This window comes from Martinezella multihospitum (assembly GCF_900094585.1).
GTDB lineage: Bacteria > Pseudomonadota > Alphaproteobacteria > Rhizobiales > Rhizobiaceae > Rhizobium > Rhizobium multihospitium.
In genome coordinates, this window is the sequence record NZ_FMAG01000004.1 from 868,454 (window position 1) to 887,848 (window position 19,395).

15 protein-coding genes are annotated in these 19,395 nt (G+C 57.8%); 13 read left to right on the forward strand and 2 right to left on the reverse strand.

Going from position 1 to position 19,395, the window contains the following annotated elements; all coding sequences use genetic code 11:
- Nucleotides 1-4 precede the first annotated feature (4 nt).
- From GA0061103_RS20090 to GA0061103_RS20140, 10 genes are all read left to right on the forward strand, one after another.
- On the forward strand, nucleotides 5-559 hold the full coding sequence (locus GA0061103_RS20090) for a slr1658 superfamily regulator (RefSeq protein ID WP_092714175.1): 555 nt from the start codon (nucleotides 5-7) through the stop codon (nucleotides 557-559).
- Nucleotides 560-577: 18 nt separating this feature from the next.
- On the forward strand, nucleotides 578-916 hold the full coding sequence (locus GA0061103_RS20095; RefSeq protein ID WP_092714177.1) for a slr1659 superfamily regulator: 339 nt from the start codon (nucleotides 578-580) through the stop codon (nucleotides 914-916).
- A 575-nt stretch (nucleotides 917-1,491) separates the two neighbouring features.
- A complete protein-coding gene (locus GA0061103_RS20100) occupies nucleotides 1,492-2,505 on the forward strand; it encodes a UDP-glucuronic acid decarboxylase family protein (RefSeq protein ID WP_092714179.1) in 1,014 nt (337 codons plus the stop codon).
- Complete coding sequence (gene galE / locus GA0061103_RS20105; RefSeq protein WP_092714181.1) at nucleotides 2,505-3,491, forward strand: UDP-glucose 4-epimerase GalE; 987 nt, start codon at nucleotides 2,505-2,507, stop codon at nucleotides 3,489-3,491. The genes GA0061103_RS20100 and galE overlap by 1 nt, the downstream gene beginning before the upstream one ends.
- The gene (locus GA0061103_RS20110; RefSeq protein ID WP_167376619.1) at nucleotides 3,488-5,317 is read left to right on the forward strand and encodes a glycosyltransferase family 2 protein; all 1,830 of its coding nucleotides are present in this window, start codon (nucleotides 3,488-3,490) and stop codon (nucleotides 5,315-5,317) included. The genes galE and GA0061103_RS20110 overlap by 4 nt, the downstream gene beginning before the upstream one ends.
- A gap of 38 nt (nucleotides 5,318-5,355) precedes the next feature.
- Entirely contained in the window at nucleotides 5,356-6,774 is a 1,419-nt protein-coding gene (locus GA0061103_RS20115; protein ID WP_092714183.1) for a UDP-glucose dehydrogenase family protein, read from the forward strand.
- A complete protein-coding gene (locus GA0061103_RS20120; protein WP_092714185.1) occupies nucleotides 6,771-7,310 on the forward strand; it encodes a DUF995 domain-containing protein in 540 nt (179 codons plus the stop codon). The genes GA0061103_RS20115 and GA0061103_RS20120 overlap by 4 nt, the downstream gene beginning before the upstream one ends.
- 17 nt (nucleotides 7,311-7,327) lie before the next feature.
- Nucleotides 7,328-8,275 (forward strand): glycoside hydrolase family 26 protein, encoded by a 948-nt coding sequence (locus GA0061103_RS20125; protein ID WP_092714187.1) that lies wholly within the window; start codon nucleotides 7,328-7,330, stop codon nucleotides 8,273-8,275.
- 30 nt (nucleotides 8,276-8,305) lie between these two features.
- On the forward strand, nucleotides 8,306-8,803 hold the full coding sequence (locus GA0061103_RS20130) for a DUF995 domain-containing protein (protein WP_092714189.1): 498 nt from the start codon (nucleotides 8,306-8,308) through the stop codon (nucleotides 8,801-8,803).
- Nucleotides 8,804-9,765: 962 nt separating this feature from the next.
- Nucleotides 9,766-10,896, forward strand: a complete 1,131-nt coding sequence (locus GA0061103_RS20140; RefSeq protein WP_092714193.1) for a helix-turn-helix domain-containing protein — start codon at nucleotides 9,766-9,768, stop codon at nucleotides 10,894-10,896.
- A gap of 145 nt (nucleotides 10,897-11,041) precedes the next feature.
- Here the strand turns inward: GA0061103_RS20140 and GA0061103_RS20145 are convergent, their stop codons facing one another.
- Entirely contained in the window at nucleotides 11,042-12,049 is a 1,008-nt protein-coding gene (locus GA0061103_RS20145; protein ID WP_092714195.1) for a LacI family DNA-binding transcriptional regulator, read from the reverse strand.
- A 324-nt stretch (nucleotides 12,050-12,373) separates the two neighbouring features.
- On the opposite strand from GA0061103_RS20145, the gene GA0061103_RS20150 reads away from it, so the two are divergent.
- The 3 genes from GA0061103_RS20150 (at nucleotide 12,374) to GA0061103_RS20160 (ending at nucleotide 16,044) form a co-directional block, all read left to right on the forward strand.
- On the forward strand, nucleotides 12,374-13,360 hold the full coding sequence (locus tag GA0061103_RS20150; protein WP_092714196.1) for a sugar ABC transporter substrate-binding protein: 987 nt from the start codon (nucleotides 12,374-12,376) through the stop codon (nucleotides 13,358-13,360).
- A gap of 151 nt (nucleotides 13,361-13,511) precedes the next feature.
- Nucleotides 13,512-15,038 carry a sugar ABC transporter ATP-binding protein gene (locus GA0061103_RS20155; RefSeq protein ID WP_425349521.1) on the forward strand — a complete coding sequence of 509 codons (1,527 nt, stop codon included), beginning with the start codon at nucleotides 13,512-13,514 and terminating at the stop codon, nucleotides 15,036-15,038.
- Nucleotides 15,022-16,044, forward strand: coding sequence for an ABC transporter permease (locus GA0061103_RS20160; protein ID WP_092714197.1), 1,023 nt, complete (start codon nucleotides 15,022-15,024; stop codon nucleotides 16,042-16,044). Before GA0061103_RS20155 ends, GA0061103_RS20160 begins: the two co-directional genes overlap by 17 nt.
- 51 nt (nucleotides 16,045-16,095) lie before the next feature.
- On the opposite strand, the gene GA0061103_RS20165 is transcribed toward GA0061103_RS20160, so the two are convergent.
- Nucleotides 16,096-19,122 carry an alpha-mannosidase gene (locus tag GA0061103_RS20165; protein WP_092714198.1) on the reverse strand — a complete coding sequence of 1,009 codons (3,027 nt, stop codon included), beginning with the start codon at nucleotides 19,120-19,122 and terminating at the stop codon, nucleotides 16,096-16,098.
- Nucleotides 19,123-19,395: the final 273 nt, after the last annotated feature.

Genomic DNA, 19,395 nt, shown 5'->3' on the forward strand with positions numbered 1-19,395 from the left:
GGAGATGACAACAGCAATTTTCGGCAAGGAACATCTGGTTTCGTTTGACGGCACCAATGCCCTTCGCATCCGCCTGTTCGACGGACCTCTTCATCTGGCGTGGCGCCATTCGGCCATGACATCCGACTTTATCGCTGAAACGATGGCGCTCGATTTCCGTGCTTCCGAGCGCCAATACAAGACGGTACGGCACGACATCGGTTATCTGACCAACGAGCTCATCGAAAATTCCATCAAGTTCCGCGCCTCGGGCGAGATTCTTATCGAGGCGCTGAGGGATGCCCATCATTTCAGGATGCGGATCGTGAACTTGATCGACCGCGAAGCGACCGACCACTTCCAACAATTGTTGCTTAGGGTTACGGCCGGTGATCCCGGCGATCTCCTGATAGAACAGATCGAGGCAAGCGTTCTTGCCGGCGACAATGCATCCGGGTTAGGACTGTTGACATTGATGAGCGACTACCAGGTTCAATTGGCCTGGCATTTCGACGAGGATGGTCCGCACAAGCGGATCAAGCTGCAAACCTATGCCGCAATGGCGATTTCATCGGCGTGAACCCGCGAGAGGCCTTTTATGGAAATCAAAGAAGAAGCATTCCGCGTCTGGTCCGAAGGCAGCACTTTGTATTTTGACGGAACCATGCGTCTGGCGGGTCCCGATGCCTATGCACCGGTCTATGATCTGGCCAGGACGATCCTTCATGGGGGTGGAGGCAAAGCGATTTTCGATCTCACCGGCCTGCAATTCTTGAATTCTTCGGGTATCAACCTGCTTGCCAAACTGACGATAGAGGCACGCAAGCATCCGGATATTCATCTCACCGTCTGCGGTTCCTCGCAAATTCCCTGGCAGATGAAATCATTGCCAAACCTGAAAAAGCTGCATCCGCGCCTGGATCTGCGCCTGACCTAGCCATCAAACGCTCACTCCCTTTATCTTGGGTGCTCTCACGGACGTCCGAAAGCTCACCCGCTCGGGCATTCGGTTTATGGGAATGTCTGCCTCCCAAATCTCAGATAAGCCACAGCGCTTTTGTCACTGTTGCGCCGCGTATCGACACGAAAGCTTGCTGGAGAAGAGACGCATCGTGACACAACATATCGCGCGGGTTTGTTTGAAGACGAATTTGGTTAGCTCTCCCTTACATCTATCGGCCTACCTGTCTAGGTATAAAGTATAAATATCCTATTATAGGATTTCATTACTTGCTATTGGAAAATAGAGTAGAATTTCTATAATAAAAACTGCATCTAAAATAAATAATTATATGTATAATATTTTTTATTATCTGCCTGCGCCGCTGGCTACAAAAATGGACAGAATGTAAAACTTCTGCATTCCCTGATAACGACAGCATAGTTAAACATTAGTAAACTATAACTGTAAATTGCAGCAATAATTCCCAGTTGTAAAAGCCTTGCACTGGGGCGGAAGTCTTACTTCGCCCTGAATACTCGGCTGCGTGTCTAAATTACCGGGAGGGTTTGATGGGCATAGCGTTCAAATCTGCAGGCATAACTCCAAAAAATACCAAGAGACGTACGATTCTTGTTGCGGGAGGCGCGGGGTTCCTCGGCTCGCACCTTTGCGACCGGCTTCTGCAGGATGGTCACGAAGTTATCTGCGTGGATGATTTTTCAACCGGGCGGATGGACAATCTATGGCACCTGCTTCGCTACGACACATTCAGCTTTATCCGCCACGACGTCATAGCATCACTCGATCTGCCTGTCAGCGAGATCTACAATCTGGCCTGCCCGGCATCTCCGCCGCATTATCAGGCCGATCCGATCCATACGATGAAAACATGCGTTTTCGGCTCGCTCAATCTGCTGGAGCTAGCCACGCATCACCAGGCGCGCATCTTCCAGGCCTCGACCTCGGAGATCTATGGCGATCCCCAAGTGCATCCGCAGCCGGAGAACTATTGGGGCAACGTCAATTCCTTCGGCCCCCGCTCGTGCTACGACGAAGGCAAGCGTTCCGCCGAAACGCTTTTCCGTGACTTTCACGCCCAGCACGGCGTCGACATCAGGATTGCCCGCATCTTCAACACCTATGGGCCGCGCATGCGCCCCGACGACGGCCGCGTGGTTTCCAATTTCATCGTCCAGGCACTCAGGGGCCAGGACATCACCGTCTATGGAGATGGCTCCCAGACACGCTCGTTCTGCTATGTCGCCGACCTGATCGATGGTTTCGTCCGCCTGATGGCCGACCAAACGGTCATCCATACGCCTGTCAATCTCGGCAATCCGGCGGAATTTACCGTGCGTGATCTTGCCGAACAGGTCATTGCAATCACCGGCTCCAACTCAAAGATCGTCCATAAGCCCTTGCCGATCGACGATCCGCGTCAGCGCCGGCCCGACATCAGCGTCGCGAAACGCGAATTGGGATGGGAACCGTCGGTCGCACTGGCGGATGGGCTGAAATCCACCATCGCCTACTTCGAACGTCAGCTGGTTCGTCCAAGCAGCGAGCTTTTCGAGGTTGCGTGATGGTCAGGCAAAAAATACTCGTCGTGGGTGGCGCCGGCTTCATCGGCAGCCACACCGCGAAACTCCTCCATCGTCAGGGCTTCGAGCCCGTCGTCTATGACAATCTCTCGACGGGCCACCTGACCTCCGTACGCTGGGGGTCTTTCGTGGAGGGAGACATTCTCGACACGCCCCGTCTTGCCGAGGCGATCGAGGGGCACAAGCCTGCGGCAATCATACATTTCGCCGCCTCGGCCTATGTCGGCGAGTCCGTTGAAAATCCTGCGAAATACTACGCCAACAATGTCAGCGGCACGCTGTCGGTTCTGGAGGCATGCCGCCGCACGCAGACCGATAAGCTGATCTTCTCATCAAGCTGCGCGATCTACGGAATTCCCACCCATCTGCCGATCCGCGAATGCGAGACGCCTCAACCGATCAATCCCTATGGCAGAACGAAGCTGATTGCCGAACACATGCTTGCCGACTATTCGGTCGCCTACGGGCTTTCCTATGTGGCGCTGCGCTACTTCAACGCCTCAGGCGCCGATCCGGAACGGGAGCTCGGCGAATGGCATGATCCGGAAACGCATCTCATTCCCCGCGCATTGCTGGCGACGGGCGGCGCGATCGAAACCCTGGAAGTCTATGGAGACGATTACGACACGCCGGATGGTACCTGTGTGCGCGACTATATCCACGTGCTGGATCTTGCCAGGGCGCATGTCCTGGCAGTCGAGTATCTATTGGCCGGTGGTGACAATCTCGCCGTCAATCTGGGGACCGGCCGCGGCACATCGATCAAGGAGATAGTCGGCGCGATCGAGCGCATTTGCGGGCGCAAGGTTCCCGTCGTCATGCACAGGCGACGGCCGGGCGATCCGCCTGCCCTTTATGCCGCTTCGGATCTTGCTGCCGAAAAACTCGGCTTCCGCGCTCTGCATTCGGACATCGAAACGATCATCCGAACCGCAGCTCCCTTCTTCGGGCTGGAGATGCGAGGATGACATCGATCCGGACACAAGCTGAAGCAATGAAGGAAAGGGCGTTGATGACGCCGGTCCTGCAGGGCCGCCAGCGCACGGAATATGACGTTTGCGCCACGCTGTGGCTTGCGGCACTTGTCTATTTCTGGAACTGGTGGTTTACGCCCGCACACCATGTCGACCCCATGGGATCGGTCTTGCTGACCCTGGTGCTTGCCTGGGTGACGATCATTCCAGCCTATTTCATCATCGTCTTCTTTCGCGCCGAAAAGCCGACGGGACAATTGCGGCTTCCTGCCGGCAGCCGCATCGCCATGGTGGTCACCAAGGCACCATCGGAGCCCTTTGCGGTGGTGGCCCGGACATTGGATGCCATGCTGGCACAGGAGGTGCCGCACGACACCTGGCTCGCGGATGAAGATCCGTCACCCTCGACGCTGGATTGGTGCCGCAAACATGGCGTCCGCGTTTCCACCCGCAGGGGCCGCGAAGACTATCATCGCCAGACCTGGCCGCGGCGCACCCGCTGCAAGGAAGGCAATCTTGCCTTCTTCTACGATCACTACGGCTATGAAGGCTATGATTTCGTCGTGCAGCTCGATGCCGATCATGTGCCCGAGCAAGGCTATCTTTTCCAGATGCTTCGCCCCTTCGCCGATCCGGCGGTCGGCTATGTATCCGCGCCGAGCATCTGCGATCAGAATGCCGGTGAAAGCTGGTCGGCGCGCGGCCGCCTCTATGCGGAAGCCAGCATGCACGGATCGCTTCAGGCGGGGTTCAATCACGGGCTGTCGCCGCTTTGCATCGGCTCGCACTATGCCGTTCGCACCAAGGCCCTCAAGAGCATTGGCGGACTGGGGCCAGAGCTGGCGGAAGACCACTCCACCACGCTGATGATGAATGCGCATGGTTGGCGTGGCATTCATGCGCTCGATGCCATTGCGCATGGCGATGGCCCACGCACCTTTGCCGATCTCATCACTCAGGAGTTTCAGTGGTCGCGCAGCCTGATGATGATCCTGCTGCAATATTCACCGAGCTTGATCAAACGGCTGCCGCTGCGTCTCAAGATCCAGTTCCTGTTTTCGCAGCTCTGGTATTCCCTCTTCTCGCTCTTCATGGCGCTGATGTTCATCATGCCGATCATCGCGCTTGTTAGAGGCAAGACCTTCGTCGATGTCTCCTATCCCGACTTCCTGCTGCACTTCGTGCCGCAATCCGTTCTGCTGATCCTGTTCGCCTATCGCTGGCGCAGTACGCATACGTTCAGACCGGTCGATGCAAGGATCCTAAGCTGGGAGATGACATTGTTCCTGTTTGCCCGCTGGCCGTGGGCACTCGCAGGCGCTTTAGCTGCCATTCGCGATTGGGCGACCGGATCATTCGTGGATTTCCGCGTCACGCCGAAAGGCACATCGGAGGTCGATCCGCTGCCGTTCCGGGTCCTTGCACCCTACGCCCTTCTCTCTCTCGCATCCATCTTGCCGGTGCTGTCCGTCAGCGCGGAGGAGAGCAGTGGCTTTTATATCTTCGCAACGATGAATGCCGCCATCTATACTTTGCTGCTGCTGGTCATCATCGTCCAGCATGCGCGTGAAAACACGCTCGGCACGAACAAGCGCTTTTATCGGCCGGCACTCGCCAGCGCTCTGCTTGCCCTGACTGCGCTGCCATTTGTCGGCATCATGGAGCACGGCCGCGCCGGAGTACAATCACTGATCTGGGACACCGACGGCTACGTGCTGTTCGACAATCGCTTTTCGGTGGCAGGCGCAGGAATTGGCGGGCGTGGACTGCACAGAATGGTGCTCAATCCGCATTGGCACGTGAGTGACACGGACAATTGAGGTTCATGACGGGAAGGACGCTATTGGCGGGAACGCACATGAAGATAGCTGTTATTGGAACCGGATATGTGGGCTTGGTCAGCGGCACATGCTTCGCCGAATGGGGCAATCGTGTCGTCTATGTGGACAAGAATGCCGATAAGATCGCTGCCCTTCGTCACGGCAGGATGCCGATCTACGAGCCGGATCTCGACGAGCTGGTGGAACGAAACTATGCCGCAGGGCGGCTGGACTTTACCTGCGACATCGCAAAGGCAGTCGAAGGCGCAGCCATCGTCTTCATCGCGCTCGCCGCTCTGCCGCATCCGGGACAAGCGGACGCCGACCTTTCCTTCATTTACCAGGCAGCGCGCGAGCTTGCAGCGCTTATCTCGGCCGATAGCATTGTGGTGATAAGATCGACGGTGCCAGTCGGAACCGGCGACGCCGTGCACAGGATCATCGGCTCGGCCCGGACACCGGGCACCTTCGCCGTCGCCTCCAATCCGGAATTTCTGCGCGAAGGCGTTGCCGTGCGCGATTTTCTCGTTCCGGACCGTATCGTTCTGGGGGTAGAGGAAGAGTGGGCCTGCAAACGGCTTGTCGAGCTCTACGATGTCCCGATCGAGCGCCAGAATACGCCCGTCATCATCACGATGCGTCGGACGGCCGAGCTGATCAAGCATGCTGCCAATGCCTTTCTTGCCACGAAGATCACCTTCATCAACGAGCTCGCCGATCTTTGCGAGGAGATGGGCAGCGATGTCGGAGAGCTGGCTCTCGGCATGGGGCTCGACAAGCGCATCGGGGCAAGCCTCCTTGCCGCCGGCCCCGGCTATGGCGGTTCATGCTTCCCCAAAAGCGCACTCGCATTATTGCAGACGGCGCAGGACCATGGCGTGGCGCTACGTATCGTCGAGGAAACCCTTGCCGTCAACGAGATGCGCAAGCGGCGCATGGCACGTAAGGTCACCAAGGCACTCGGCGGCGATATTGACGGCCTGACCATTGCTATCCTCGGCCTGACCTTCAGACCCGATACCGACGACATGCGCGATGCGCCCTCCGTACCGCTCATCGAAACCCTGCAGCGCCTGGGTGCCCGCATCCGGGCATATGACCCCGTCGGCATCGAGAATGCAGCGAAGGTCCTCAGCAGTGTCGACTTCTATGAGGATCTTTATGAATGCGCGAGAAATGCGGATGCCGTCGTCGTCATGACGGAATGGGACGCCATCCGAAAGATCGACCTGGTCCAGCTCAAGCAGAAGCTGCGCCAGCCTGTTCTCATAGATCTGCGAAATGCGCTGGATACGGAAGCCGCCCGCCGGATTGGCTTTCACGTCTGCGCCATAGGTAAGTCGGGAAGCACACATAGCAGCCTGCGCGACATTGCCAAGCGACGAAACCGACAGCGAGCCGTAAAGGCGGCAACCCCAAAGCTCGTTCCAATCCACGATACGGGAGAAATAATATGAAGCCATCAAGGAAACAGACCTCCCTGGTCCCTGCAGCATCGCTGGCATGTGCGATCGTGCTTGGACTTGCAGCGGGGAGCAATGCGGCGGTAGCCGCGACGACCACCAAGGTGCCGGATGGAGCAAGACCCATGACGGCAGCTGAACTTTACATGCTCTATCACGACAAGAGCTGGCGCTGGCCCGATGGCGCAGGCCGAATGCAGAATACCGACCGACGGTTTTCGGCCTGGGTCGACGGAACCGGCGGGCAATCCTGGGCCGAGGGCCGCTGGGCTGTGACAGACACCGGCCGTCTGTGTCTCGAGGCAACCTGGCACGCCGTAAACGGCCAGTTTCCCGCCAAGACCTGCTTCATCCATCGCATTCTCGATGGAACGATCTATCAGAAACGCGAGACTGGCGGAGCATGGTTCGTGTTTCGCCATCCCGTCACAAAGAAAACCGATGAGGCGACAAACTTGATCGCCGATGATCTGGTCTCACAACGACTGGAGGCCTTGAAGACCTCTTTGACCGTCCGCAAGACCGAATAGAGGAAGGAGGCAATGCTATGAAAACCCTATCAAAACTAACGACGGCCTTGCTCGCAGCTGGCGCCCTCTGCGGGGGCGTATACGCTGCCAGTAACGGCCTGGATGCAAGGGCCGAGACCCGGCCTCTCTTCAACGACAAGAGGCCGATCATCACACCCCAATCGCTGCCGGGGGGCGCCTATGATCCCAACGGGGACTTTTCCAATGACCCCAATCCGAAGATCGAGCACCTCTTCCTGCCTTGGGAAGATGTCGATCTGTCGACGCTGGGCACGGCAGACGATTATGCCCGCAAGCGTGGGCGTTCGCTGCTGATCACCATCGAGCCCTGGTCATGGGCCCGCGACTGGCGCGTCACGCCAACCGATCTACTCAATGGAATTCTGGCGGGCCACTACGATTCCAACATGACGGCGATCTGCGCCGCGGCCGCCAAGCTCAATGCGCCCGTCACCATTCGCTGGGCGCAGGAAATGGATGAGAAGAACGGGCAGTTCACCTGGGCCTACTGGAATGCGGAGGACTATGTGAAAGCCTACAGGCACGCAGTCACCGTCTGCCGCAAGAGCCTTCCCTCGGCAAAGTACATGTGGTCGCCGATGGGCAAGGACGGGCTTGAAGCCTATTATCCCGGCGATTCATTCGTCGACGTCGTCGGGCTGTCGGTCTTCGGTTACCAGCCGTTCGATCAGCGCAAGCTCGGGCGGGATTCGACCTTTGTGGAAGCGACCAAACCCGGCTACGACCGTGTGAAACGCTTCAAGAAGCCCATCGTGATCGCGGAATTGGGCTACCAGGGAAATGAGGCCTACGTTCACGCGTGGGCCGAGGAAGCCAACAAGCCGCATTCCGAATTCCCCGACCTGAAAGCGGTGGTCTACTTCAACGACCGTGAAGTCTACCCCTGGCCGGATGGTCTGGGCAGGCCGGATTGGCGCGTTGCCACGCCACCCCTCCTGAATTGACCGCGATGATGAAAGGTTGAGGAGAAACACATGTCTTGGTTCCGTTTCATCATCTTGAATGCCATGTTCGCGATGCTGCTGGTTGGCACCGCGAACGCGGCGACACAGCATCAAATCGATCGAATGACGGCGCGTGCGGCGCATCAGGCCATGCCGATGAGCGCCAAGGAACTGAAAAAGCTCTACTCGGGACGTTCCTGGATGTGGAAGGACGGGGCCGGCTTCTTCTCGCGTCATCACCGTCGATTTACGGCCTGGTCGCATACTGGCGCTCAAAAATCCTACGCAAGGGGCATCTGGTATGCGACCGATCGCGGTAGGCTCTGCATGAGCGCTGTCTGGTACAGCAAGAAGAGCGCCGCACCCAACGTGTCCTGCTTCTTGCATCGCAAGAAGGCCGGGATCATCTATCAGAAACGAGCATCAGGCGGAAAATGGTATGTGTTCCGTCATAATCCGATCAAACACGATGACGAAGTTCTGAAGCTGCGGCCGGGCGACTATGTTCGCAGACATCTGCCCGGTTGAAGTCGAATACTCACATAGGGGCTTTTTCTTGGATAGCGAGCGGCATGCGTCTCACCTGTTCCGTCGAACCGCCATCCGGGAAATGCCCCTATTCTTTGCCGCGCAAACTGCGCGACATCAGCCAGCTCAACTCAAAATGCGCTGCGATTGTAGCAATGCGACGTTCTTCCAAATCCACTTGGCGTACAGATATAGGGAGAACCTTTGAAGTAATTCTCGGCGGAAACCGAAGTCGTCTTCGCAAGTGAACTTCCACTATAGAAGATAACATTGTTCTTTTGATACTTCTTCATGTACAGCTGAACCGTCTTATTCTTTATGTGCGCATTCTCGGCAGCATTTGCAGTTTCATGCATGACTACCGAAGATGCAATCGCAAGTATTATCGATAAATAGGCACCAGCTTTTCGATTACCAGCGGATAGATTGCAAGAGTTCTTCCAAAAACCCATAAGCTTACTCTCCTTGACAAGTTTCCTTCGTGTATTTCAGCGGAAAATATTTAAGCAACTTCTATAAATATCTTGAAAATATTAATGAAATCTGCTTAATTTCCCCTTACAGCCTTCGGGCGGGGGACCTGCAACAATGCTGCCTGCGATTATAATAACTTGGCGCGACATTCGGCGGATGCACAGAGCCTCGACTCAGACATCCACAGACTTCTTTGGTTTGCCGGCCAAGGCGCACCGCGAGGTAGAATTCTTTGCTCAAGACATGAAGCGATCACTTTCTTTATGTCCGTCCGCCAACCGGCGGGCGCCCGGATGGACTGAAATTCAGGCTGTTTTGCGACGATTGGGAAAGATCGTAGCCGGACGAGGCCCATACTATCCGCCCGCGGCCCGTTTTGGACGCCCATCACTCGTCCCCATAGGCGCCTGTCCTCTTCATTCGCCTGCGGCAAGGATGCCGCGGCGACTGCCAGCCGATTTGGCACGTTTTGTCGAAAGGTCACCACGATGATGTGGAACAAGACCGAGATTACCGCCGGGCAACCAGCTTTCGTCGAAAGGCGCCGGTGGCCCCGCATTTCCGAAGCTCCCATTTGCGGCGAGACCGCAGATCTGCCAGAGCTCGTGTCACTGCCATTTTCCACATCCAATGAGGTTCCCAGCCAGCAGTTCCCGGCCTGGCAGAAGCATATGGCGCCGCTGATAGACGCATATCTTCCCGAAAGTGGCCAGGCTGGAGATGGTTTTGCAGCAACTCAAACCATCTGGAATCTTGAAGGGGCGCTTCTCATCCAGCAACAAACGCCGGCCTTCAGCTATGAACGCTCACCGGAGAAATTACGCTTCAGCGCCATAGATCATTGGCAAATCACCTTCCTGCGCACGGGCAAGACATGGACCAGCGTCAATGGGCATGTGGTCGAAAACGAGCCCGGCATGATGGAAATCCGGGCACTTGGCTGCCCGTTTTACGGCCGCACCATAAGCGCGCAGTCCGTCACCCTCATTCTACCTTGCGATTTATTCGCCGATCACGGCGGACTGCCGGGAGCAAGCAACAACATTGTCCTGGGGGGCGCGCGCGTCAAGCTACTGGCCGACTACATCGCTTTTCTCGAAGCGAACCTCAGTCGTTTGACAAGGGATGACCTGCACAGTGTACGCAACCAGCTGCAAGAGATGATATTTCATAGCGTCACGCCGCTGGTGGATGGCCATGCAACCGGCGATCGTAGCTCCGAGATCGGACTGATGACGAAAGCTCGTCGCTTTATCCAGAGCAATCTCGGATCAGCAGACCTGACTCCGGAAGCGTTGAGCCGTGAATTGGCGATCTCCCGAACCAGACTGTACGAATTGTTCCAGGCATCGGGTGGCGTCTTGAACTATGTGCGCAGAAGGCGACTTCTGGCTGCACGCGCGGCACTAGCCGACCTGAGCAATGGTCAGAAAATTGCAGATATCGCCAGCAATCTCGGCTTCGAATCGGCGGCCAACTTCAGCAGGGCCTTCACACATGAATTCGGCTACAGCCCAAGCGAAGTCCGCAGACATACGGGAGAATGCAAGGTAGAGCACCTACCGCGCGTGACGAAGACATCAAGCTTCAGCGACTGGCTTAATACGCTGGGTATTTGACGAGTACAAACAATGCAGTGGTAAGGGTTCCGATACAATTCGGAGGCTACTGAACACATGTCTCATGGGCAGTGGCAGATAAAGACATGCATGTAGTTCATCAATATTCAGGTGTAGTGTCATCCACAACCACCGGCATCGCCTTTTAATCCGGCTGCGGTGAAGACGTTGTTTCCCCCTCGGAAATCTCGCAGGCCAACAGGAGTGGTTTACCGAGTGCCGGGGCATCCTGCTTACTCAACAAAACAGCAACTGCCGCTGCTGCTATTTCCTGAATCGGCTGTTTTACAGTGGTCAGGCGTGGTGTTGTCATGCTTGCGAGCGGAATGCCATCAAAGCCGACGATCGAAAGGGCAGCCGGGATTGGGATACCCAAATCATGGGCTGCACGCATGCAGCCGATCGCCTGCTGGTCGGAACTCGCGAATATGGCGGTTGGGCGCTCGTGACGGGCACGCGCGAGAAGATAGTTTCCGGCAGATCGCCCGCTTTCATAGTCGAAAGCCGCTTCCGCGATCAGCGGCGCCGCATTCTGCTCGCCATCGCAGGCCAACTTCATCGCATCGAGATAGCCTTTGAGACGATCATTGGCGGGGACGGAGTCTTTGGGACCCGAAATGAAGCCGATGCGGCGATGGCCAAGCTTCACAAGATGCTCGATGCCGAGACGCACGCCTCTGCGATGATCGGCGGCAATGCCGGAATATCCCGGCAAGAGGCGATCGACGATGACGATTGGCAACCCCTTCGGCAGCCTGAGCGTATGGAAATCGTTGCTCGGAACAAGAATGATGCCATCCACCTTCCGACTTGTCAGTTGGCCGATCCGATCCGCCTCCTTGGCCGCATGGTCGAAAGAGGTCATGACGATGATGTTATAGCCATGTCTCGCTGCCGCTTGTTCCGCGGATTGGACGAGCTCCGAGAAGAAGGGATTGGTGAGATCGGGAATGATGATGCCAATGAGACGGCTGACCTTGCTGCGCATGCTTCTGGCAGAAGGATCGGGCGTATAACCGAGCTCTTCGATGATGCTTCTGACCCGTGCCCTCAATTCATCCGTCACGGAAGGGTGGTCATTCAAAACCCTTGAGACGGTCCCGGTGGAAACTCCCGCCAGCTTGGCAACGTCTCGAATTCCAACCTTCGGCATAACGAAACCAATATCCCTTCATTTCACCTTCCGAGACATCTTGGAGGCGCCTGATATAGGCACTCAGCTAATGGTCTCTCCCACCTTAGTCAAAGGGCTTCATGTCAAGCTGATCCTCCATTACGAGAGCAAAGCCGCCCGGATGGAAACGGTTCATCATACCTATCTTCCTGGGCTGGTAAAGTTACAATTTCAGCTGTTTTTCAGCACAAACTCGGCGCCTTGACAATTCTTGACGGCATGCTACCCAATATGCGTGGAAACGGTTCATTGTCGCAGACAACTCAGGTGGAGCTGAGCCCAGGACCGTTCGGGAGGAAAGAAATGACCAATTCTACAAAGCATGAATCCGTCTTGATCAATGCGAAGCGGCGTGCGGCGCTGAAACTGGGGCTTGCCGGCACCTTGGTGCTCGCGCTGTCCTGCGGCGTGTCGCCTGCCTTTGCCGCGAGCAAGCCGAAGGTCGGGCTGATCATGAAGTCTCTGTCCAATGAGTTCTTCAAGCAGATGAAGGCCGGCGCCGACAAGTATGCGGCCGAAAACAAGGACAAGTTCGACTTCAAGGCCGTCGGCATGAAGGACGAACGTGACTTCGCAGCTCAGGTCGATGCTGTCGAAAACTTCGTGACGCAGAAATACGACATCATCGTCGTCGCGCCCGCCGATTCCAAGGCCATGGCCACGCCGCTCGCAAAGGCAGTGAAGGCTGGCGTAAAGGTCATCAACATCGACGTGCCGCTCGATGCCGACGCCAAGAAGGCCGCCGGTATCGATCTCGCCTTCTTTGGGCCGGACAACACCGCCGGCGCGAAGCTTGCCGGTGATGCGCTTGCCAAGGATCTGGGTCCCGGCGCAAAGGTCGTGATCCTGGAAGGCAATCCCGAGGCCGACAACGCCAAGGAGCGCAAGGCAGGCTTCGAAGACTCCATCAAGAACGGCAAGCTGCAGCTTCTCGACAGCAAGACCGCACATTGGGAGACAGAAGAAGCCAACACCGTCATGACGAATTTCCTGACCAAATATAAGGATATTCAGGGCGTCATGGCCGCCAACGACTCCATGGCCCTCGGCGTGGTCAAGGCGCTCGACGCGTCAGGCCAGGCAGGCAAGATCAAAGTCGTCGGCTTCGACAATATTCCGTCCGTCAAGCCGCTGCTCAAGGACGGCAAGATGCTGGCGACCGTCGAACAGTATGGCGCGGAAATGGCGGCCATGGGCATCAAGTACGGCCTTCGCGAATATGCCGGCGAAAAGTTCACCGGCTGGGTCAAGACGGATGTAACGCTCGTCACCGCCAAGGACGTCAAGTAGCCGATAAACCCGCCTTGCGGGCAAGGATGCGTCGGCTTTTTGCCGGCGCATCCGCTCGATCTTCCAGCGAGCCGCTCGGTGGCTTTTGTCTCGGTGAAGGGGAACGCTGGGAAGATCGCCATCTCCAATTCGAAACAGAAATGCTGATGAGGTGGACGTGCCAGAGACAGTAGATGATCCCATCCTGAAGCTGGAAGGAATAGGCAAGCGCTTCCCGGGTGTCGTGGCTCTGAAGGACGTTTCCATAGAGATCGGCCGCGGTAAGGGCCACATTCTTCTCGGCGAAAACGGCGCCGGCAAATCGACCTTGATCAATCTGCTTGGCGGCGTCTTCAAGCCAGACGATGGCCGCATCCTCTTCGACGGCGAAATCTATAGCCCAACCTCGCCGCTCGAGGCATTCAAGGCGGGCATTCGTGTCATCCACCAGGAACTGCACCCGCTTTCCAATCTTACCGTCGCCGAGAACCTGCTTTTTGAGCATCTGCCGCGCCGATACGGACTGGTGAACTACAAACGGATGAACGCCAGGGCGGCGGAGCTGCTGGCCGAAGTCGGCCTCAATGTGGCGCCGACGACGCTCGCCAGCAGCTTGAGCGTCGCACAGCTTCAACTGCTCGAGATCGCCAAGGCGCTCTCCAACGAAAGCAAGCTGCTGGTTCTCGATGAACCGACGGCAACCTTGACCTCCAAGGAAGTCGATCGGCTGTTTGAAATTCTGAAGCGGCTAAAGGCACGAGGCGTCACCACGCTCTACATATCGCACAGGCTCGAGGAGATCTTCGAAGTGGGCGATGACGTGACCATCCTGCGCGACGGACAGCATGTGATCACGCGGCCGCTCGAAGGGCTGGGAATCCCGAGAATCGTTGAACTGATGGTCGGGCGCACGCTCGCGCAACACGACGCCTTTCGCGGCGATAGCGTCATCTCCGGCGAGGCGCTTGGCGTTTCCGGCCTCAAGGTGGCGCGCCACAGCCCGGAGCTGTCATTTTCCGTCGCCAAGGGTGAAATCGTCGGCATTGCCGGGCTTGTCGGCAGCGGTCGCACGGAGGCGGTTCGGGCCATATTCGGCGCCGACACCAAGGCCGCAGGCGAAATCCGCATCGACGGCAAAATCGTCGACATCAACTCGCCGAAGGACGCCGTTACAGAAGGCCTATGCCTCGCGACCGAGGATCGCAAGATTCAGGGCCTCATGCTCGATATGAGCTGCGCACAAAACACCACCATCACCGATCTCGCCAAGGTCTCCCGCAACGGGTTGATCCTGCGCAAGGCGGAGGATGATTCCTCGCAGCGCCTGGTGCGCGAACTGCGGATAAAGACACCATCAGTCCATCAGGCTGTCCGGACGTTTTCGGGTGGCAACCAGCAGAAGGTTGTTATCGCCAAATGGCTGTTTCGCGGCCCCAGAGTGCTGATCTTCGACGAACCGACGCGCGGCATCGACGTCGGCGCCAAGGCGGAAATCTACGAGCTTCTGTGGAAATTTGCCGCCGAGGGAAAAGGCGTCCTGGTGGTCTCTTCGGATCTGCCTGAGCTCATGGGCATTTGCCACCGCATCATCGTCTTTTCGGACGGCAAGATAGCCGGGGAAATACCCCGGGAGCAATTTGACGAGAGCAGGATCCTCTCACTCGCTTACAAGGAGTACAGTCGTGTCCGGCAACATTGAAAAGACGACCGAGGCGAAAGAGGCCAGCGTCTGGGACAAGCTCATCCGGATCTCGATGAAAGAGGCTGGCGTCACCATCGCCCTCGTCCTGATCCTGATCTTCTTCTCGCTGACGGCGCCCTATTTCGCGACGCCGGAGAATTTCCTCAAGATCTTCGTGCAGATCGCCATCAACACCGTGCTTGCCGCCGGGATGACCTTCGTCATTCTGACGGGCGGCATCGATCTTTCGGTCGGATCGCTGCTGGCGCTTTGCACTGTTATCGGCGCGACGATCATGATCGACCCGCGGCTTTCCCCCTGGCAGGCGATCGCTCTTGCATCGCTCGCCTCAATGGGCGCAGGCGCGATCCTCGGTGCCGTCAACGGATGGATCTGCGAGAAGTGGAAACTGCCATCCTTCATCGTCACGCTCGGCATGCTCAACGTCGCAAGCGGCCTTGCCCGCGTCGTCAGTGACAACTCCACCGTCACCGGTTTGCCGCAGCCCTTCGTCGACTTCGGCAATCTGATCTTCTGGGGCGTCCTTCCATCGATCTTCCTGATCGCGATTGCCGTCGTTCTCATCGGCTGGTTCGTGCTGCGCTACACCGTGTTCGGACGTTTCGTCTTCGCGATCGGCACCAACGAGGAAGCAGTTCGTCTCTCAGGCCACGAGCCGAAGCGATACAAGATCGCGGTCTTCACCATCTCCGGATTGACGGCCGGCATTGCCGCCATGGTCTACCTGCTCCGCCTCAATGTCGGCAGTCCGGTGGCCGGCATCGGCTATGAATTGAACGCGATCGCAGCCGTCATCATCGGCGGCACCAGCCTCTCGGGCGGCAAGGGCTCGATTATCGGAACGTTGGTCGGTGCCTGCATTCTGCAGGTGCTCTCCACCGGCCTGCAACTCCTGGGCGCCGACGACAATATCAAGCCGATCGTCATCGGCGCCGTCATCGTGCTTGCCGTCATTCTCGACAGCTACCGCGGCCGGCTGATGCGGATATTGGAGAGCCGCTGACGAGGGGCTCTCCGGAGCAAGGCAGCAGCCCATCAAAAGCGAACTTTGCCGTCAGACCCGGTGCAACTTCCAGGTTCTGATTTCGAACGGCATGATGTCAGCGGGTCCGGTGCGTTCGATCGGTTCCTCAAGGATGTTCAGCGGGTCCGATGCTCGCCATCCCGATGGTAGGGTCAGCGACAGACGGCCGCGCCGGCCGGCCGGTTCGTAAAGTCGCAGGACGAGGCCCTCCCCTTCCTCGGCAGGCTTCAGGCCCGAGAAGGCGACCGGTGTACCTTCGATGCCAAGCGGCGACAAGGTGCCGGCCGCAAGACCGCTTGCCTCCATGCTGATCAGCGGCTGGTTGAGATCGATCGCCTCCGGCAGAACGCCGCCTTCATACCAGGCACCCTCATGCGGCATCAGCGCGTATGTAAAACTCTGCTGGCCTTCATCGGCGAGCGGATCGGGATAGATCGGTGAGCGGACAAGGCTCATGCCGATGACATTGCCGCGGGCGCTATGACCATATTTGGCGTTGTTGAGCAGAGCGACGCCGAAACCAGGCTCGCTCAGATCGACGAAGCGATGTGCCGCCGCCTCGAACATTGCCTGCTCCCAGGAGGTGTTGGTGTGGGTTTGCCGCTCGACAATGCCGAAAGCGCATTCGAAAGTCGCGGTGCGCGACCGCACGGCGACCGGGTTCAGGGTCCGAAGCAGGGTGCGCCGGTCATGCCAGTCGATGGTCGTTTCGATATCGAGCCTGCGGGCATTGGCCGTCAAAACATAAAGCTGGATCACGGTCGAGTTTCGATATCGATGGATAACACGGATCGCGGCGCGATGCGGCCCTTCCTCGACCAGGCTGATGCTTTCGGGCTGGTCCAGACGGATGCCTTTTTCGGCATAATCGGCATCCACGTCCCAGGCATCCCAGTTGCGCGGCTTGTCGGCGGGATAGACCCAGAGCTGGTTCGCAGCCCCTTCGATCGCTTCTCGTCCCGTCGCCTTGTGATTAAGGCTCGATACGGCACCGTCCTTGCCGATCACGACAGACAGATGCTCGTTTTCGAGATGATGGCTATCGGCTTTCAGTGGCCCGGCCGGCCTTATCGCCTTGCGGTCCAAGATTGCGACGGCAAGAGGCGCGACCGGATCGGCGGATGCGAGGACCGTTCCATCAGACAGCGTTGCGGTGAGCGGGCGTGGCGAAAGCGATGGATTGACGACAATGAGCGCATCCGTGACGCCGCCCGCCGGAAGATGGGCCGATAGCGTCTTCAGAGCACTTGCCTGCTTCGCCCTAGCATTGCCGATCACGCCGTCAAGTTCCCGCTCGGCATCGGCGTAGACCTCGCGGATACTCGATCCCGGCAGGATATCGTGAAACTCGTTCTTCAGAACGACGCGCCAATCCTCCTCGAGGCTTTGAGGTTTGGCAGCACCCAGCATATGGGCGAGCGAGGCAAGCGTCTCTGCCGTGATCAGGGCACGTTCGGCCTGGCGGTGCTTGCGCTTGACGCCACTTTGCGTCGTTAGCGTCGCGCGGTGCAGCTCGAGGTAGATTTCACCATCCCAGACCGGAAGCTCCTTTTCCGCCGCGGTACGATGCGCCTTTTCGTAATAGCCTTTCACGGTGCCCCAGCGCGCCTTCGGGATCGCCGGGAAGTCCCGCAGCTGCACTTCGCGCTCGACCATTTCCGGCGTGACGCCGCCGCCGCCATCGCCATAGCCGACGGCCAGCAGCGACGCTTCATGCTGCAACTTGCCACGGAAATTCTTCCATGTCGGGACGAAGCAATCTGGCTGCACGAAGCCGTTATAACCTTGCATGGGATTGTCGAAGGTATGGGTCAGCACCTTGCTACCGTCGAGGCCCTTCCACCAGAACAGATCGGATGGAATGTGGTTGGTCTCGCTCCAGTTCACCTTGATCGTGAAGAAGCTGTCGATGCCCCCAAGCCGCAGGATTTGCGGCAGGGCCCCGGAGAAACCGAAACAGTCGGGCAGCCAGCAGACGCTATGGCGCAGGCCGAAATGCTTTTCGAAAAAGCGCTGGCCGTAGAGAACCTGGCGCACCAGGCTCTCGCCCGTCGGCATGTTGGTGTCGGGCTCGACCCACATGCCGCCGACGGTTTCCCATTTGCCCTCGGCAACCTTCGCCTTGATCCGCTCAAGCAGTTCCGGATCATCCTCTTCCATCTGCGCATAATAATGGGCAGTCGATTGATTGAACCGGAAGTCGTCGGAGCGTTCCATCAGCGAAAGCGCGGTGTTGAAAGTGCGGCGCATCTTGCGGCGCGTCTCGCCATAGGGCCAAAGCCACGCCAGATCAATATGGGCATGGCCGGTCAACAGCAGTTCGCCATTCTGCGGGAAGCGCTTTTGAAGCTCTTTCAGTTGCGCAAGCAATTCATCATGGGCAGCGGCGGCCGAAGCGCTCTGCGCTTCGCTGAGACCGGCGGGATTGTCCTGAAGCTCCGGCAGCTCCCAGATCTTCTGCTGCATCGCCGCGTTGGCCGTGCGCGAGATATAGGCTGACGTGTCCGAGGGCCAATCGAGGCTGCGCAGTGCCCGTTCGGCCGCATCGATCAGATGTGGCACGGCTTCATGGCCCTCGAGGATATCGGCCGCCTCGCCGATCTGCTGCAACAGGAGATGCAGCCGGTGGACCGGTTCATCCAGCCAGATCAGCCGCGCCTTGTTCAGCTTCGGCGCCCTGTTCGGCTCTCCGAAGGGAAAGCGCGCGACGCTTTCGGTCGTGATCTGGAAATTCCGACCCTTGATCGGAAACTCCTGGTGATAGGGGTCGAGCCCGAATGTCTCCGTTTCACCATCAGGATAACGCAGCGTCAGCAGGCTCTCGCCGCCAAGGTCGAGCTGCAGGCGGATCTGCTCGAGCGGCCAGCCCTGCGGCGCCGTTGCCGTGGCAGCGAAGTGAACCGTTCCCTTGCGATGCGGCCAATCCTGGTGATGCGCAATCGGCTCCCCATCGAGGGTCCAACCGTCGATCGCGAGGCTTTGCCTGTCGCGCCAATGCGCAAGCTCCGTAGTGCGGACTTTCAGGCGATCAAGGCGTTGGGCAATAGTGAGAGACATTGGCGGGTCCTATCGGAAAATCGGCAACTGACGGCGGAGGAGAGAACATATCAGTGCAAATAGGTCGCAAGCCCTGCGCCCCATCTCCTCCAAGCGGATCGCATAGCCCGACTTAGATTAAGTAACTTTGTTTTGGCGTCAAGCGCACAAGAAATAAGTTGCGAAAGTTTTGTCCGTTGTCGATGCCCCCGATCAATCTTCCCCAATTCCGATCTTTCATCGAAATGTTGGCTTAAATCTTTCCATCCACCTACCTTCAGGATTTTCAGTGAT

What these genes read in the sequence shown, in the direction of transcription:
- GA0061103_RS20090 (WP_092714175.1), top strand. Translation starts at nt 5, where the DNA reads ATGACAACAGCAATTTTCGGCAAGGAACATCTGGTTTCGTTTGACGGC.
- GA0061103_RS20095 (WP_092714177.1), top strand. Translation starts at nt 578, where the DNA reads ATGGAAATCAAAGAAGAAGCATTCCGCGTCTGGTCCGAAGGCAGCACT.
- GA0061103_RS20100 (WP_092714179.1), top strand. Translation starts at nt 1,492, where the DNA reads ATGGGCATAGCGTTCAAATCTGCAGGCATAACTCCAAAAAATACCAAG.
- galE (WP_092714181.1), top strand. Translation starts at nt 2,505, where the DNA reads ATGGTCAGGCAAAAAATACTCGTCGTGGGTGGCGCCGGCTTCATCGGC.
- GA0061103_RS20110 (WP_167376619.1), top strand. Translation starts at nt 3,488, where the DNA reads ATGACATCGATCCGGACACAAGCTGAAGCAATGAAGGAAAGGGCGTTG.
- GA0061103_RS20115 (WP_092714183.1), top strand. Translation starts at nt 5,356, where the DNA reads ATGAAGATAGCTGTTATTGGAACCGGATATGTGGGCTTGGTCAGCGGC.
- GA0061103_RS20120 (WP_092714185.1), top strand. Translation starts at nt 6,771, where the DNA reads ATGAAGCCATCAAGGAAACAGACCTCCCTGGTCCCTGCAGCATCGCTG.
- GA0061103_RS20125 (WP_092714187.1), top strand. Translation starts at nt 7,328, where the DNA reads ATGAAAACCCTATCAAAACTAACGACGGCCTTGCTCGCAGCTGGCGCC.
- GA0061103_RS20130 (WP_092714189.1), top strand. Translation starts at nt 8,306, where the DNA reads ATGTCTTGGTTCCGTTTCATCATCTTGAATGCCATGTTCGCGATGCTG.
- GA0061103_RS20140 (WP_092714193.1), top strand. Translation starts at nt 9,766, where the DNA reads ATGATGTGGAACAAGACCGAGATTACCGCCGGGCAACCAGCTTTCGTC.
- GA0061103_RS20145 (WP_092714195.1), bottom strand. Translation starts at nt 12,049, where the DNA reads ATGCCGAAGGTTGGAATTCGAGACGTTGCCAAGCTGGCGGGAGTTTCC.
- GA0061103_RS20150 (WP_092714196.1), top strand. Translation starts at nt 12,374, where the DNA reads ATGACCAATTCTACAAAGCATGAATCCGTCTTGATCAATGCGAAGCGG.
- GA0061103_RS20165 (WP_092714198.1), bottom strand. Translation starts at nt 19,122, where the DNA reads ATGTCTCTCACTATTGCCCAACGCCTTGATCGCCTGAAAGTCCGCACT.